This is a genomic window from Pectobacterium jejuense, from assembly GCF_026800125.1.
Taxonomy (GTDB): Bacteria; Pseudomonadota; Gammaproteobacteria; order Enterobacterales; family Enterobacteriaceae; genus Pectobacterium; species Pectobacterium jejuense.
The window spans coordinates 125,838-142,033 of record NZ_JAPQKX010000004.1; the positions used below are offsets into that span (position 1 = coordinate 125,838).

Genomic DNA, 16,196 nt, shown 5'->3' on the forward strand with positions numbered 1-16,196 from the left:
ATCGGACCGACGTATCACAACCTCGTAGTTAAAGAAAGGCTGAACCTGACGAATCCAGACATAAAAAAACGTCCACCCCCCCCCTGCTCTCGCCGTAATGCGAAAAGCATGATGATGTGGACGCCGTTGTCCTGACCGAGGCTTCACTCACCGTTGAGGTAAGCCTGCGGAATCGCTATATGTTTGAGAAGCAAGTTGCGTGCCACCGTTATGCACGGCCAGATATAGCGAGAGAGAGGGGGAAACGAGGGAATGTCGTGCAACGAGTCTGCATCACGATGGTGCAGGACCAGAGACAGCCGCTCACTTCTGGTTCATCTGCTCCTTCCGTTATGCACGTCGATGAAGAAGAACCGGTACACCACGAACATGATTTACCGGCTTACTGCGGGGGAGCAGGATAAATCAGCGACCGATCGGCTGATAGCCCTGCCATTCCGGTGTGAAAGGGGACGCCAACAAAGATGACGTGACTCGCGTCACATAACCAGACGGGAGCATTGCCGCAGAGATTCAGGATTGTATAGTGTTCTAACAAGACGTTACCGCCAATGGCGGGCGAGACTTGGGCAGAGGTGAGTAGTGATACTCTTTTCTGCCCAAGTTTTTTTTTGCCTGTCATTCGGCGGTTCCCGACGCGGAGCCACAGCCCGGCGCAGCGTAATGATGTAGAAAACGATGAGGAGAAATACCATGAAAGCATTCCCCGACGGATTTTTATGGGGCGGTTCAGTTGCAGCAAACCAGGTTGAAGGCGCATGGAATGAAGACGGTAAAGGCGTATCCACCTCCGATCTTCAGCTACAGGGCGTACATGGTCCGGTGACGGAACGCGATGAGAGTATTAGCTGCATCAAAGATCGGGCCATCGATTTTTATCATCAGTATCCGCAGGATATTCAGCTGTTTGCCGAAATGGGGTTCAAGGTGTTGCGCACCTCGATTGCCTGGACGCGCATTTACCCCGAAGGGGATGAAGCCGAGCCCTGTGAAGCCGGTTTGGCCTTCTACGATCGTCTGTTCGATGAAATGGCGAAGCATCAGATTCAGCCGCTGATTACGCTGTCGCATTATGAAATGCCTTACGGGCTGGTGAAAAAACTGGGAGGCTGGGGCAACCGTGCCGTCATCGACCATTTTGAGAAGTATGCGCGTACCGTTTTCAGCCGCTATAAAGACAAGGTGAAGTACTGGCTGACCTTCAATGAAATCAACATGGCGCTGCACTCGCCCTTTACGGGCATCGGGCTGGGCGGTGAACCCTCGAAACAAGAGATTTATCAGGCTATTCACCACCAACTGGTTGCCAGCGCACGCGCGGTGAAAGCCTGTCACGAGATTATCCCGGATGCCAAAATCGGCAACATGCTATTGGGCGCGGTACGCTACCCCATGACCTGCCATCCGAAAGATGTGCTGGAAGCGCAGAGCAAGAACCGTGAATGGCTGTTCTTCGGCGATGTGCAGGTACGCGGCACCTATCCTGCCTGGATCCAGCGCTATTTCCGGGAAAATGGCGTCGAACTTACCATTACCGCGCAGGATAAGGACGATCTGAGCCACACCGTAGACTTTGTCTCCTTCAGCTATTACATGAGCGGCTGCGCGACCTTCGAGCCAGAGAAATATCAGTCCTCGCGCGGCAATATCATCCGTCTGATTCCTAATCCGCACCTTGAAGCCTCCGAATGGGGCTGGCAGATTGACCCCGAAGGCCTGCGCTTCCTGCTGAACGAGCTGTATGACCGCTATCAGAAGCCGCTGTTCATCGTGGAAAACGGGCTGGGCGCACGCGACGTGGTGGAAGAGGACGGCAGCATTCACGACAGCTACCGCATTGATTACCTGCGTCGCCATCTGATTCAGGTACGTGAAGCCATCGACGATGGCGTCGAGCTGCTGGGCTACACCAGTTGGGGGCCGATCGATCTGGTCAGCGCGGGGACGGCACAGATGTCAAAACGCTACGGCTTTATTCATGTGGATCGCGATGATGACGGCAAAGGCACACTGGAGCGTCGGCGCAAAGACAGCTTCTACTGGTATCAGGATGTGATTAACAGCAACGGAAAATCGCTGTAACGCTATAGCACATCAGATGAGAGAGAAAATCAGACGGCGTATTCACACAGCGCCGTCTGATTTATTACGCTGGATTATTTATCCATCAGTTCTTTCAGCAGCGGCTCACTCTTTTTCACCGCGTCGTTCGAGGCTTTCACCTTCGCTTCTTTACCGACCTGATCGGGGATAAACCCGGCGAGAATCTCCTCGTGGTTGTACCCTTTCAGCCATTCGCGTGGGAACGGCGCAAGCTGCTCACCGGTGCCTTCATAGCGATAGACCTGTCCTTGCCCTGTACGCTGGTTATAGGGGATCACATTTTTCCCCTGTCGATTACTCAGCTCTTCATACAGCTTTTTGCGCAGCGCGATTTTGACATTCACGATCTTTTCATCGGTCGAATCGATCAGGTTGTGCTTCTCTTCCCGATCGTTCTGCATGTCGTAAAGCTCTTCTTTATCCCACACGCCGTAATATTGGATGTATTTGTATTCCGGCGTGCGGATCGCAAACGTGGTTGGCGTCTGTGGGAAGCTGTATTCCCAGAAATATTCATAGACGAAGTAGTCTTTGCGCTTCGGCACGGTATAGCCATCCAGCCCCAGACGCCAGAAGCTCTGACCGTCGTAATGCTTCGGCGCGGCAACGCCTGCGGCTTCCAGAATGGTTGGTGCCACGTCGATGTTTCTGACGATGTCTTCCACCACTTTGTCTTTGGCGAAGCCCGGCCCGGAGGCAATCAGCGGCACGCGGATCGACTCTTCATAGGCATTACGCTTATCGATCAGCCCATGTTCGCCGAACATAAAGCCGTTATCCCCCATCACCATGATAATGGTGTTCTTATCCAGCCCCTGTTTTTGCAGCCAGTCGCGCACTCGCCCTACGCTGTCATCCACCGAGCGCAGCGTTTCATAGTAGTCGCGCTGATACTGCTGAAGATCCATATCCGTGTTGTAGGGATAATCCACGCCGTGCCAGCTGTTACGCTGGTTCTTCACCCACATCGGCTTGCCGGCATAGTTTTCCGGCGTATCGGCATAGGTATCCGGCACAGGGAACGTCACTTCTTTCATACTGCCACGGTGGCGTTTGGCGGGCAGGAAATCGGAGTGCACGCCTTTATGCGACAGATACATCATGAACGGCTTTTTCTTATCGAGCGTGTTCAGCCAGTCTACGGCGTAATCCGTCAGCTCATCGGTGATGTAGCCTTTTTGCGGCACCATCTTGCCATCAATATTGAGCATGGTCGGCTTGCCATAGTTATCAACCGGATAATAGCTGCCTTGTCCCAGCAGCCCTACCCAGCGATCGAAGCCGGCGAAGCCTTTCGTGGCCGTTTTATCCGCGCCGCCGAAGTGCCATTTGCCAAAGAAACCGGTCTGATAGCCGTTGTCGCGCAGCAGTTCCGGGAAATAGTTCAGATGAGAGAGATCGGACGGATTGTTATCCGATACCCCATGATTATGCACGTACATTCCCGTCAGAATACTGGCGCGGCTGGGAGAGCACAGCGAAGTAGTCACGAACGCATTCTTAAAATACGTCCCTTCTTTGGCGATGCTATCCATATTCGGCGTGTGAATAGCCGAGTTCAGGAAGCCGAACGCGTCGTAGCGCTGATCGTCAAGAATGATATAAACCACGTTTGGTTGTTTACCATCCGCCGACGGCATCGTCGTTGCAGGAGAAGTCGCCGCGGCAGCCTGTCCCCCTGCCGCTTGCATACAGGCCAGCGTAATCGCGGCCAGAAGTCTGTTTCTTTTCATTATTTTTCCTTTTATGCCATCCCTTCCCAGAGCGCTCGAAGAGTATTCGGCATCGGTTAATAAAACTCGGCTTTTATATTCCTTCTTATTTTCTTCATCGATTCCTGGCGTCCCAATTGAGAGAGCAAGGCATTCATGCGTGGTAACACATGGAATAGGTGCGTTTTAAAGCCATCGCAGAAATAGTTTTTATTCGGTCGCCCATCGCTGGAAATTTCAAACCGATGCTTCGGGCAGCCGCCATGACAAACCGCTTTCACTTCGCAGTTCAGGCAATCTTTGCTGATGTTTTTTCGCTTATTTTCACCAAAGGCGAGGTTTTGCGGCGAATTCACCAGCGATGCCAGATCGTCCTGATTAATATTGCCGAGCTTATTTTCGGGATAAACGAAATGGTCGCAGGAATACACATCGCCATTTGCTTCAACAATCAGGTTGCCGCCACAGGTTTCGTTGATAACGCAGGCGCTAAGCTGCCCGGTCATTTTGGTCAGCGTTTGCTCGAAGTTCATGACAAACACATTGCCCAGATCGTGCTGAACCCAATGGTCAAAGATCGTATTCAGGAAACGGCCATAGGCTTTGGCAGGCGCTGACCACTCCGTCACGCTGCACTGGCCCGAAAAGTCCGGCTGAATCAGCACCAGTCCGTTGTCATCCGGCTCGGCAGCGCGGCGCTCCACCAGCGGAATGAACTGCATGTAGCGGCTGCCGATGCGTTTCAGAAACTGGTAGACGTCCAGCGGGCGTTTCACGTTTTCCGCATTCACCACCGTCAGGGTATTAAACTCGACCCGATGACGCTTCAGCGCCTCCAGCCCCTTCATCACGTCATCAAAGGTGCTTTTCCCTGCCCGCGTGAGGCGATGCGTATCATTGCTGATACGGTCACCGTCAATCGACAACCCCACCAGAAACTGGTTCTCTTTCAGAAAACGCGCCCAGTCGTCATCAATATTGGTGCCGTTGGTCTGAAAGAAATTATTGATCTGCTTTGTGCCACGATATTGGTTCTGTAGCCGTACCGCTTCACGGAAGAAATCGATGCCCAGCAGCGTCGGTTCGCCGCCTTGCCACGGAAAATCAACAACGGGTGCCTGCTGGCTACTGATGTTCTGTCGCACATAGTTTTCCAGCGTATCACCATCCATCTTCCAGCGGCTTTTTCGCTCGGGATAAAGATGTTCCTTCTCCAGATAAAAACAGTATGAGCAATCGATATTGCACACGGACCCTGAAGGCTTGGCCATCAACTGAAAATTGGCAATAGACTGACTCATTGGTACCTCAACGTAACTTACTGGCTACACGATGTTCTTTCCCTGAGAGGATTCTCTTTCCTGAGAAAATCACCGCCAACCTCCTGGTCGGCGGATCGTTTGCGATTACAGATCGAACAGCGGCGGTTTCTTCTCACCCAGCGACTGTTCATACGCCCGCGCTTTCTCAATCAACGCCCGATAGCGATCCGGCTCTTTCGCCGACAGATCGTGCTGTTCAGAGACGTCATCGCGCAAGTTGAACATGAGCGGTTTTTCCAGATCGACCGGAATACCCGCTTTCTTGTCACGGAAGACCACCTTGTAGTCGCCGTCACGATAGGCATCCATCTTGCCCCAATAGAAATATGGCATGAAGGTACGCGCGCTCGGTTTTCCGTTCAGGAAGGCGGCGCTGAGATCCACGCCGTCCAGATCGCGCTGGGCATGCTGGCTACCAGTGATCTTCATCAGCGTCGGCAGAAGATCTAGCGTACTGCCGATATCATCCACCACTTTCGGCGCGATATGGGATTTCCAGTTCACGATAAACGGCACGCGCTGCCCCCCTTCAAATACGGTGCTTTTACCCGAACGCAGCGGCAGTGCCGAGCCGGCCAAACCGTCTTTGTCATACTGCAACCACGGGCCGTTGTCGGAGGTAAAAATCACGATGGTGTTTTCCGCCAGCTTGTTCGCTTCCAGCGCCTGATAGATCTGCCCCACCGACCAGTCGATCTCCAGCATCACATCGCCGTAAGGGTTATGCCCTTTGCCTTTAAATTCCGGTGAGGTAAACAACGGTACGTGGGTCTGCTGGTAAGCCATATACATAAAGAACGGCTGATCTTTATTGTCGGCAATGTACTGCACCGCCTTGTTCGTTACATCCTTGGTAAAACTGGCCTGCTGGAAGCCCTGCGGTACGGCGTAATCGACCAGCTTTCCCTTGTCTTTGTAGGAGTGATAAAGCGGCACGTTCCAGTATTCCTGCTGCGGCGCACGGTTGATCGCTTCCATTTTACTCAGCAGTTCACGCCTTTTCGGATCGGTGCTTGCCAGCCGATTCATCTCCACCTGATCGACAACGGTGCTGAAGCGATCGTTGCTGGTCGGGATCCCGTACCATTCGTCAAAACCGTGGCGCGTCGGAAACGCATTCGACTGCGTCCCTAAATGCCATTTGCCGTACATGATGGTGCGATATCCGTTGTGCTGGAGTGATTCCGCCATGCTGATTTCATCGTCGGGGAAACCATCAGGATCTTCATCCATAAACACGCCGGGAATTTTCGTGCCGTATAGCCCGGTTTTGGTTTCGACGCGGCCCGTCATCAATCCGCCGCGGCTGGGAGAAGAGATCGCCGAAGAGACATAAAAATTGGTCCAGCGCTGCCCTGTTGCCGCCAGCTTATCCAGATGAGGCGTCGGCGTTTTCGCGCCCTGTACCGACATATCGGCCCACCCCATATCATCGGTAAACAGGATGATCACATTCGGCTTAGCCTGCGCCGCCGTAGCGGCCGCCGGCCCAGCCAGCAGCGCCGTCGCGATAGAGAGCGCCATGACCTGTTTCTTCATCATCTTCCATCCCCCAGAGTGTCGTTTTAGCTTTTCTCACATCATCAAGGTATGTGAACAGATACACATATCGGTTTTCACGGCTGAATGGGCAATGTACCGACCGGGCTTTCCTGCCAGCCATAGCGGATCGCCTTGAATTGCAGCTGCGATGCGCTCTTCAGCGGCGTGATACTGCCCGTGTACAGCTCCCACTCTTTGCCATCCCAGCTATAGCCAATGGAGGCATCCTGCGTGCGGTTAGCCAGATAAATTTTGTGGCTGACCGCATCCCACTGCGCCACGGGCGTCAGCGTGGCGCGCTGCTTGCCCTGCTCATCCAGCAAATCCGCCACCATCTGATCTTCCGCAATCAGATTCATGTCGTTCGCCCGGTTACGCCAGCGATCCATTTCCTCACGCATCCGCATCAATACAACGTGTTGGGCAGGATCGGCCGCTAAGTTGTGCAACTGCAAAGGATCGCGTTGCAGATCGTAAAGCTCTTCCGCCGGACGATCGGCAAACCAGCTTTGCTGCTCGGCACTTAGCTGGTGCTGATCGTGCGCCGCATTCAAATCTTTCATCGATCCGAGCGCGTTGCGGAAAGCAATGCCGATGCCCCCGGCGTGGTCGCCAGATTACGGACATATTGATAGTCACGATCTCGGACAAAATAGGCGCGCATGTCGTATTCATCCATCCGCCCCCGCACGCCGTAGACAAACTGGCGCTGCGGCGCGAAATCCTGCGCCAGACTGATACCGCGCATATAGTCAGGCTGTTTGATGTCGGCAAACCCCAGAATGGTCGGTGCCAGATCCTCGAACGACACCAGCCGATCGTTCTTGCTCCCTTCCGCCAACCAGCCTGCCGGGCGATATTTCTCAGGGATATGCACGATCAGCGGGACATGAGTGCCGGAGTCGTAGCCCTCACGCTTATGACGCGGGATCCCATCGCCGTTATCCGCCGTGAAAATGACGATGGTGTTATCCCACAGCCCGTCCTTTTTCAGCCCGTCCAACAGCTTACCGACCTGCATATCCATAATATGAATATTGTCGTAATGCTGCGCCAGTTCCTGTCGGGTTTGCGGCGTATCCCGCAGATAAGGCTCCAGTTTCAGACTTTGCGGATCCGTTGGCGTATAACGGTATTGCTGGCGGAAGGTATCCCACTGTTTGACGAAGCGTGATTGACCTGCTGGGTGGTTTTCCGCCGTAAAGAGCGCCGATTCATGCGTAATCTGCGGGTTGAAATTCATGAAGAACGGCTTGCCCTTCAGATCATAATTACGCCAGGCCAGCTGAATATGCAGATCGTCCATGTTGCTGTACTCCCCGTGTTGCGTCCACAGGGTGAAAGGGCCAACATCGGCATGACCTTTCGTAAACTGGTAATCCGTCTTGGTGTCGTTATAGGTGAAGTAACCGCTGCGGCGCAGCAGTTCCGGATAGCCTTTCACGTAAGAAGGCGGCACGCCTAAATAGCCGCCAGCAGGTCGGGTCGCCGTGCGCATGTGCTGCAACCCGGTGGTATGTTGAAACATGCCGGTAATCAGCCCCGCTCGTGACGGTGCCGATACACCTGCCATCGTAAAGGCCTGCGTAAAGACAACGGACTCTTTTGCCAGCGCGTCCAGATTCGGTGTTCGCGCTTGCGTATCCCCGTATGCGCCCAGACGGGGATTCATGTCCTCCGCCACAATCAGCACCACATTCGGGCGCGGGCTGGCAATCTGAGCGGAAAAATCGGCACTCACCGCCTGACCGGACAGTGAAAATGCCGCCAACATCGCCGCGACCAGCGGTGTCGTCTTCATCATTTAGGTTTCCTCAGACGTCTTGAGCTGCACACCGCCACACGTTATGTGGCGGTAAATGCTCTTATCATCCATCATCCTACGCCAGCGCAATAACCGTCTCTCCGGCCTGCTGCTGACGTGCAGCCCCCAGGCTGAATACGCGATATTCTTCCGCATTCGTAATCACCATCGGCGTCACGATGTCGTAGCCCGCCTTCTGGATCGCGTCCAGATCGAACTCCAGCAGCAGTTGGCCTTTTGTCACCTTATCGCCTTCCGCAACATGCATCTGATAATGCTGACCTTCCAGCTGTACCGTATTGATGCCGACATGAATCAGAATCTCCGCACCATTTTGCGAGAGAATGCCAACGGCGTGACCGCTGGCAAACGTGCTGGCAATCATGCCGTCCACCGGCGAATAGATACGACCTTCCTGTGGCAGAATGGCAATGCCCTGCCCGACGACGCCGGAAGAGAACACCTTGTCATTTACCTCTTCCAGTGAGATCAGTTCACCTTTTGCCGGCGACCCCAGCTGTTCCGCCGTCTCCGGTGCGTCTTTCAGCGGCAACGCATTGGCGTGCTGGCGCGATACTGGCGCAGCCGGTGTCGTGGTAGGTGAATGCGTGGGAGCAGGCGTACTCTCGGCAGGCTGCGTCGGTTCATCAAACCCAACGATAACCGTCAGGACAAAACTGGCCACGAAAGCAATCGCACAGCCGATGAGGAACCCGATAAAGCCTTCGCCGTAGAAAATCGGCAGCGTCAGCAAGCCGGGCATTCCCATGGAGATCGCCGAGCTTTTCGCGTAACCGACGATCGCGCCCCCCAGTGCAGCAGCGATCACCGCACAGATAAACGGTTTTTTCAGCTTCAGCGTGACGCCGTAAACACCAGGTTCCGTGATACCAAACAGCGAGGCGATAAAGGTACTGCCCGCCAGCGCTTTGAGCTTTTTATCTTTGGTACGCACCATGACGCCCAACAGCGCACCAGACTGAGCGAAGACCGACGGGCTGGATGCCGCTTTGAGGTAGCTGTGTCCCATGACCGAAAGGTCATTAATAAACACGGTCACGAAGCCCCAATGCACGCCGAAGATCACTAAAATCTGCCATGCCGCCGCAATCAGCGCCCCGGCAATAATCGGGTTGAAGCTGTAGATACTGACAAACACAGACGCAATCAACTTACTGGCCGAGATACCAATCGGCCCAATGGTCATCAGCGTTAGCGGCACCATCAGCACCAGCAGGAAGAATGGCGTCAGAATATTGCGCACGCTTTCGTGAATATGGCGATTCAGGAAACGCTCGATATACGACATCAGCCACACGCTGAAGATAATCGGAATCACCGAGGAGGTGTATTTCATCATCACGACGGGCAGGCCGAAGAACGTCACGGGCTGACCGGCATCAAACAATCCCTGAATCGTCGGGTAAACCAGCGCACCGGCAATCGACACCGCCACAAAAATGTTGGTTTCAAATTTACGCGCGGAGGTAATCGCCAGCAGCATCGGCAGGAAGTAGAACAGGCTGTCGGACGCCGCATGCAGAATGACATAGGTGCTTTCTTTGGTATTCAGCCAGCCGAGCGCAATGACGATAGCTAGCGCCCCTTTTAGCACACCTGCCGCCGCCATAGCCCCCAGCAATGGAGTAAAGATCCCGGCAACCAGATCGATCAGCCGCCCCATCGCAGACGTCGATGCCTCACTTTCTACTGCCTGACGTTTCTCTCCGCCATCCTCCAGCAGTTTGGAGATCGCACCAAACGCGCGGTACACCTCCGGCACGCGGTTCCCGATCACCACCTGCAATTGCCCTGATGCGTTGATAACAGTAATGACGCCTTCCAGCGCCTCAAGCGCAGCCACATCCACCTTATCGTGATCGACAATCTTAAAGCGCAAGCGTGTTGCACAATGCACCAGAGTAGAAACGTTCCTCTCCCCTCCGACCAACCTCAGAATATTTTCAGCGAGCACTTTGCTATTCATAATGACTTCCCGTTTCGTCAATGGCTGCAACTGCCTGATACACGTCATCCCGCTTGTTGTCCGCTGGCCAGCTGGAAAATAAGCAAAAAAAAACCTGGATAAAGCAGCGTGCTATACGCTGCTTTATCCAGGTCTCGCCCAGAAAATTCTGGTGACGTCCTTTCCTGTTTTCTAACAAGTTCACGCTGAGAAAGCTATCTCTACGTTTTATTCTGTGAAAACAGTCACTAAATTTTTACCAATCGGGCGAAGCCACTCACTTCCACGGCCTGATAAAAAAATGACGCCTCTCAGGAGAAGCGCCATCGGCACATTTACTGTTTGCCTTGCTTCTTCAACCAGGCTTCCATTTGGTCGATCTCCGGCTGCTGGGCTTTGATAATCTCTTCCGCCAGCTTGCGCAGTTCCGGGTCTTTGCCGTATTGCAGCTCCGTTTTTGCCATATCAATCGCGCCGCGGTGATGCGCAATCATCCCTTTGGCAAAGGCAATATCAGGGTCGCTGGACTGCATCCCTTCCATCATCTCACTATGCATCGCATCCATCCCTTTCATATATGCCTGCTGGGAGGACGACGCGTCGTTCGTAGCACCGTGGCCGCTATGCGCGCTGTCGGCCGCGAACGAGAGAAACGGAACCAGCAACGCTGCCGTTAATAACAAATGGACTTTCTTCATCATAACCCCTCAATCAGTCACAGTACGGTTGAGGGTAGACGTTCCAGTAAGGGGAAGGTCAAGGGAAGAGTCAGACCTCTTCGACCAGACGCATACAGACACGATTACGCCCCTGCGCCTTCGCTTTATACAACTGCTCGTCCGCCAGCCCGATCAGATCGTAAATATTGCCGCCTTCATACTGGGGAAACGTGGCAACGCCAATACTGGTCGTAAAACGGATTTCCCGGCCGTCGGACAGTCTCAGCGCCGTGGATTCCGTAAGATGCCGCAGCGCTTCAGCCATCGCTTCGGATTGCTCAGCCGTCAGGTCATAAGCCGCAATCACGAACTCCTCCCCACCCCAGCGGCAAAGGATGTCGCTCGGACGAATCGTGGCGCTCAGCATACGGGCAAAGCTGGCGATCAGTTCATCGCCGCAGGCATGACCGTAGGTATCGTTGACCTGCTTAAAATAATCGATATCCAGAAACAGCAGCGTTAATTGGCGCTTTTTCTTATTCATCAGCACGCCCTGCCGTCCATTCAACATGCTGAGAAAAGCGCGACGATTGAAGGTATTCGTGAGTGCATCCTTCAGGCTGCTGCTTTCGATGATTTTTATCAGTCGCCGATTCATCGAAACAAAATGAGAGACGCTTAACATCGCCATAATTAACATCGCGATGTTCAGCCTTGCCGTGGTAAGAAACGAATTAATGTACGCTTCGGAATTCGAATTGATGAGTATACCGACCTGATTAATATAGAGATAATTCAGTATTACGCCGGTAATCGCACAGAGCAGCGACATGATCGGAAAAGAGTAATTGAACGCACACAGCGTGAGTGGAATAACGGACAACGTAATCAGGCTGGCATCAAGGAAAAAGAGGCTCACTAATAAGAAAATGATGAAGACCAAAAAGGGAAAGATATTTTCTCTGATGCTCTTAGGGCACAGCGGAATATTCCGTAACGCGCGCAGGATGTCTTTACCCCGCAGGAAAAAGAACGCGAGGATAATACCGGTTCCCAGCTGTTCGCTGAACCAGTCCATAAACTCGGCATAGCGGTTTCCCGTATCGTAAACATACGCATAAACCCCATACGCCACGCCGGATAAGAACGCGCCGACAAACGTCGCAGCGAAAATAATATAGACGTAATATTTGCTGAATTTTTCAAATGTCGACCACTTTCCGGTAAACCGACACATCAGGCAAAAGGCGCACCAGGCCGTCACCACAAAAACCATATTGCACAAACATAACAGCACCTTGGTTTTTAACGGCGAGCTATTATCCATCAGTAACGCGGCCGACAGCATCGCCGCATAACTCACCAAAAAACCGCTACAGATAGAGAGCGTTTTATCTGTTATCGTCCCTTTTCTGGCTCTGAAAATGATCATGAGGCAAAACACCAGAATGTTGGCGGGCCAAAACAGCGACAGTTCATCCAACACCCGAAACCGAAATCCCAGACAGCTCACTACCAGAGTGGTCAGAAACAGCAGCGGCATGAACTTTATATTTTTCAACGTCAAATCGTGATTCATCTGTCCTTTACCGCCCGCTGTCCGATCATTTCACCTGCTGTCTCCGCGTGAGAATAGCATTAATCATTTCCCTACTCACAGTGCGATGGCGGCGGGAAAATAAATAAAAAACCACCGGACCGAGGCATTACCCGTAAGGTAATACGTCAATCCGGTGGTCTTGTTGACTCAGTGAGTTATCTTGCGGACGCGTTATTCCGCAGGGACAGGCTTGCCGTCAGGTTTTGGTGGTTGAGTCAGTCGTTTTTCAAAATTGTCGTTATACTGCTTTTTCTGCTCTGGCGTCAGAACGTTGTAAATTTTGTTCTTGGTTTCCAGTCCGTTAAGCATTCTGGCCTTGTGCGCGGCGTCGGCTTTATCCAACTGTGCCTGTGCTTTTGCAGCATCAAACGTATCGGATGCGACCAGGCTATGCATATCACGACGATCGTCTTGCATCGCTTTGTGCATTTTCTCGCGGGACTCTTTCATGATGTCTTTAATTTGCTGCTTCTGCGCTTCCGTCAAATTCAGCTCCTTAAACATCGCATCCGGCCCCATCATGCCACGATGCTCCCGACCCTCTTTCATCATCATCTTGTGTTCCGGGCCAGGACCTTTCGGTGCGTCATTAGCATGCGCGATACCTGCCGCGCCCAATGCCAAAGAAGAAGCAACCAGCATTGCAGTGAGTTTACGCATATTCTATTCCTCTCTCTGAATTGACTTGTCGACGGCGAGTGCCGTGCTACGAGAGAAAGTATAGGCCCGACACCTTCAGTTAATTAGAGCAAGGGTAAATCTCTGCAAGTGTCGGCTCCACATTTGCGGCAATTATGGAGAATGAGGAGGAATTGTGTAAGGAAGCGGAAGGATTGCGTTAACGCGTTACCGCAGTGAACGCCTAAAGGCGCTGGCTTCTTGTGCCAACACATCAAGATGGGCATGAACGACCTTCATTTTCTGAATCAGCGGATTACGCTCCGGCGAGCTATCCATCGAGCTCAGCTGTGCAGAGAGCCGTTCAATCTGCGCACAAAGGTAAGCGTCACGCTCTTTCGCCTGAAGCAACTGCTGCTGGAGGGACTGATGTTCCTGCCGCCACGTCTGTTGCTGACGTTGAACGCTTTGCTCTAACGCCCGAAGCGCGCTATCCAGTCGATATTCCAACTCTTCCACCCGCATAACGATACCTTTGCCCAATAAACTCGCGGATTATAATGTCACACGCCCCCGACAACAAATACTCCAGCGTACGATCCCTTGCCTGCACGCGTTTCTCCCCACGATTCGCAATGACATCAATCACAATAAAGAAACATAAATTTCACAACTCCCTCAATTACGGCTAGATTGAACACCATGACTCATCAGACCAGTTAACTTCACCGGAGAGTGCAATGACTGCCTACCCCACGCTGCTTTCCCCACTCGATCTTGGCTTCACGACGTTAAAGAACCGTGTGGTGATGGGATCCATGCATACCGGTCTGGAAGAACACCCGGACGGCACCGAAAGGCTGGCGGCATTTTACCGTGAGCGGGCGCAGGGCGGCGTCGGCCTGATTGTCACAGGCGGCATTGCGCCAAACGCCAAAGGTGCTGTTGCCAAAGGCGGCGCGACGCTGCATGACGAGGCGCAGCTGGCGCATCATCAGGTGCTGACGCAGGCGGTACACGACGCGGGCGGGAAGATCGCGCTACAAATTCTCCACGCCGGACGCTACAGCTATCAGCCCGATCCGGTCGCGCCATCGGCTATTCAGGCACCGATTAACCGCTTTGCACCACGAGAAATGAGTACGCAGGATATTGTGCAAACCATCGACGACTTTGCCCGTTGCGCCGCGCTGGCGCAGCAGGCGGGTTACGACGGCGTGGAAATTATGGGATCGGAAGGCTACCTGATTAATCAGTTTCTGGTGACGCACACCAACCATCGCGATGATGAATGGGGCGGCGATTTCCAGCGCCGTAGCCGCTTCGCGCTTGAGATTGTTCGCGCCGTTAGGGAACGAACGGGGCCGGGCTTCATCCTGATTTACCGTTTATCGATGCTCGACCTGATAGAAGAAGGATCAAGCTGGCAAGAAATTGTGCAACTGGCGCAGGCGATTGAGCAGGCAGGTGCCACGCTCATCAATACCGGTATCGGCTGGCATGAAGCACGAATTCCAACTATCGCCACGCTGGTGCCGCGCGGCGCCTTCGGCTGGGTCACGCAGAAGCTGATGGGGAAAGTCCGCATCCCGCTGATTACCACCAACCGCATCAACGATCCTGGCGTCGCGGAACAGCTTTTAGCCGAAGGCTGTGCCGACATGGTGTCGATGGCGCGCCCTTTTCTCGCCGATGCGGAACTGGTAGCAAAAGCGCAGTCGGGACGTGCAGATGAAATCAATACCTGTATCGGCTGTAATCAGGCCTGCCTCGATCAGATTTTTGCTGGCAAGGTCACGTCCTGTCTGGTCAACCCGCGCGCCTGCCACGAAACTGAACTGCCAATCCAGCCCGCCAGAGTCGGTAAACGCTTTGCGGTGGTTGGTGCGGGGCCTGCTGGCATGGCTTTCGCCGTCAACGCAGCCGCACGCGGCCATCAGGTCACGCTGTTCGAATCGTCTTCCTATATCGGCGGACAGTTCAATATTGCCAAACAGATACCCGGCAAAGCCGAATTTTATGAAACGCTGCGCTACTACCGTCGGCAGCTAGAGCTGCTCGGCGTCACGCTTCGCCTGAGCACGCAGGCAACCGCCGCCGATTTACTTGGTTTTGATGACGTGATTCTGGCCTGTGGTATCGTGCCGCGTATTCCCGCGATTGCAGGTATCGATCACCCTAGCGTGCTGAGCTATCTGGACGTGCTGCGCGACAAAAAGCCCGTCGGCAAACGGGTCGCGATTATCGGCGCAGGTGGCATCGGCTTTGATACCGCGCACTATCTTCTTAACGAGAATAGCCTTCTTAACGATAACAGCCTTCTTAGCAAGAACCATCGTCTTAATCCCCAGCCTTCTCAAGCGGGACATGGCGATTTTTATGCGGAATGGGGCATCGATAAACAATTGCAGCACCGGGGCGGCCTGCTACCTCATCAGCCTGACGGGCTTCCCCACCAGCGGGACATTACCGTATTACAGCGGAAGACCGGCAAGCCCGGTGAAAATCTGGGGAAAACGACAGGCTGGATACATCGCACCACGCTGCTGCGCCACGGCGTAACGCTGCTGGGCGGCGTGGAATATCACCATATTGATGATGAGGGGCTGCACATTATCCACGACCAGCAAATGCGCTGTTTGCCAGTGGATAACATCATTATTTGTGCCGGTCAGGAACCTAACCGTAAGCTGTATGACCCTTTACTCGCTGCTGGGTGTCACGTTCATTTGATTGGCGGTGCCGATGTGGCGCAGGAATTAGACGCACGCAGAGCGATCGATCAGGCTACCCGGCTGGCGTTAATATTGTAGTTCGTGGGACACACTAAGTTCGTAGAGAAGAAAAGTCAGTTTTGCGAAACAGATTCC

The 16,196-nt window shown here is 53.4% G+C and carries 12 protein-coding genes; 2 read left to right on the forward strand and 10 right to left on the reverse strand.

Translation table 11 applies throughout. The features are described from left to right. The first annotated feature begins 693 nt into the window (after positions 1-693). Complete coding sequence (locus NXT09_RS09105; RefSeq protein WP_205553688.1) at positions 694-2,082, forward strand: glycoside hydrolase family 1 protein; 1,389 nt, start codon at positions 694-696, stop codon at positions 2,080-2,082. Positions 2,083-2,156: 74 nt separating this feature from the next. Here the strand turns inward: NXT09_RS09105 and NXT09_RS09110 are convergent, their stop codons facing one another. The 10 genes from NXT09_RS09110 to NXT09_RS09155 form a co-directional block, all read right to left on the reverse strand. After that, positions 2,157-3,836, reverse strand: a complete 1,680-nt coding sequence (locus tag NXT09_RS09110) for a sulfatase family protein (RefSeq protein WP_268579472.1) — start codon at positions 3,834-3,836, stop codon at positions 2,157-2,159. Between the two features lie 56 nt (positions 3,837-3,892). Further along, positions 3,893-5,116 carry an anaerobic sulfatase maturase gene (locus NXT09_RS09115; protein WP_268579473.1) on the reverse strand — a complete coding sequence of 408 codons (1,224 nt, stop codon included), beginning with the start codon at positions 5,114-5,116 and terminating at the stop codon, positions 3,893-3,895. 105 nt (positions 5,117-5,221) lie between these two features. Then, on the reverse strand, positions 5,222-6,679 hold the full coding sequence (locus NXT09_RS09120; RefSeq protein ID WP_268579474.1) for a sulfatase-like hydrolase/transferase: 1,458 nt from the start codon (positions 6,677-6,679) through the stop codon (positions 5,222-5,224). A gap of 74 nt (positions 6,680-6,753) precedes the next feature. Next, a complete protein-coding gene (locus tag NXT09_RS09125) occupies positions 6,754-7,242 on the reverse strand; it encodes a hypothetical protein (RefSeq protein ID WP_268579475.1) in 489 nt (162 codons plus the stop codon). Next, entirely contained in the window at positions 7,239-8,483 is a 1,245-nt protein-coding gene (locus tag NXT09_RS09130; RefSeq protein WP_268579476.1) for a sulfatase family protein, read from the reverse strand. The genes NXT09_RS09125 and NXT09_RS09130 overlap by 4 nt, the downstream gene beginning before the upstream one ends. A 76-nt stretch (positions 8,484-8,559) precedes the next feature. Next, entirely contained in the window at positions 8,560-10,470 is a 1,911-nt protein-coding gene (locus tag NXT09_RS09135) for a beta-glucoside-specific PTS transporter subunit IIABC (protein ID WP_268579477.1), read from the reverse strand. Positions 10,471-10,784: 314 nt separating this feature from the next. Continuing rightward, positions 10,785-11,147, reverse strand: a complete 363-nt coding sequence (copM, locus tag NXT09_RS09140; protein ID WP_268579630.1) for a CopM family metallochaperone — start codon at positions 11,145-11,147, stop codon at positions 10,785-10,787. Positions 11,148-11,217: 70 nt separating this feature from the next. Continuing rightward, positions 11,218-12,687 carry a GGDEF domain-containing protein gene (locus NXT09_RS09145; RefSeq protein WP_268579478.1) on the reverse strand — a complete coding sequence of 490 codons (1,470 nt, stop codon included), beginning with the start codon at positions 12,685-12,687 and terminating at the stop codon, positions 11,218-11,220. A gap of 192 nt (positions 12,688-12,879) precedes the next feature. Next, positions 12,880-13,368 (reverse strand): ATP-independent periplasmic protein-refolding chaperone Spy, encoded by a 489-nt coding sequence (spy, locus tag NXT09_RS09150; RefSeq protein ID WP_014914087.1) that lies wholly within the window; start codon positions 13,366-13,368, stop codon positions 12,880-12,882. A 186-nt stretch (positions 13,369-13,554) separates the two neighbouring features. Further along, a complete protein-coding gene (locus NXT09_RS09155; RefSeq protein ID WP_010282972.1) occupies positions 13,555-13,851 on the reverse strand; it encodes a hypothetical protein in 297 nt (98 codons plus the stop codon). A gap of 215 nt (positions 13,852-14,066) precedes the next feature. Between NXT09_RS09155 and NXT09_RS09160 the strand changes: the two genes are divergently transcribed. Next, positions 14,067-16,139, forward strand: a complete 2,073-nt coding sequence (locus tag NXT09_RS09160) for an NADPH-dependent 2,4-dienoyl-CoA reductase (protein WP_268579479.1) — start codon at positions 14,067-14,069, stop codon at positions 16,137-16,139. Positions 16,140-16,196: the final 57 nt, after the last annotated feature.

What these genes read in the sequence shown, in the direction of transcription:
- copM (WP_268579630.1), bottom strand. Translation starts at nt 11,147, where the DNA reads ATGAAGAAAGTCCATTTGTTATTAACGGCAGCGTTGCTGGTTCCGTTT.
- NXT09_RS09115 (WP_268579473.1), bottom strand. Translation starts at nt 5,116, where the DNA reads ATGAGTCAGTCTATTGCCAATTTTCAGTTGATGGCCAAGCCTTCAGGG.
- NXT09_RS09130 (WP_268579476.1), bottom strand. Translation starts at nt 8,483, where the DNA reads ATGATGAAGACGACACCGCTGGTCGCGGCGATGTTGGCGGCATTTTCA.
- NXT09_RS09110 (WP_268579472.1), bottom strand. Translation starts at nt 3,836, where the DNA reads ATGAAAAGAAACAGACTTCTGGCCGCGATTACGCTGGCCTGTATGCAA.
- NXT09_RS09120 (WP_268579474.1), bottom strand. Translation starts at nt 6,679, where the DNA reads ATGATGAAGAAACAGGTCATGGCGCTCTCTATCGCGACGGCGCTGCTG.
- spy (WP_014914087.1), bottom strand. Translation starts at nt 13,368, where the DNA reads ATGCGTAAACTCACTGCAATGCTGGTTGCTTCTTCTTTGGCATTGGGC.
- NXT09_RS09125 (WP_268579475.1), bottom strand. Translation starts at nt 7,242, where the DNA reads ATGAAAGATTTGAATGCGGCGCACGATCAGCACCAGCTAAGTGCCGAG.
- NXT09_RS09155 (WP_010282972.1), bottom strand. Translation starts at nt 13,851, where the DNA reads ATGCGGGTGGAAGAGTTGGAATATCGACTGGATAGCGCGCTTCGGGCG.
- NXT09_RS09160 (WP_268579479.1), top strand. Translation starts at nt 14,067, where the DNA reads ATGACTGCCTACCCCACGCTGCTTTCCCCACTCGATCTTGGCTTCACG.
- NXT09_RS09105 (WP_205553688.1), top strand. Translation starts at nt 694, where the DNA reads ATGAAAGCATTCCCCGACGGATTTTTATGGGGCGGTTCAGTTGCAGCA.
- NXT09_RS09135 (WP_268579477.1), bottom strand. Translation starts at nt 10,470, where the DNA reads ATGAATAGCAAAGTGCTCGCTGAAAATATTCTGAGGTTGGTCGGAGGG.
- NXT09_RS09145 (WP_268579478.1), bottom strand. Translation starts at nt 12,687, where the DNA reads ATGAATCACGATTTGACGTTGAAAAATATAAAGTTCATGCCGCTGCTG.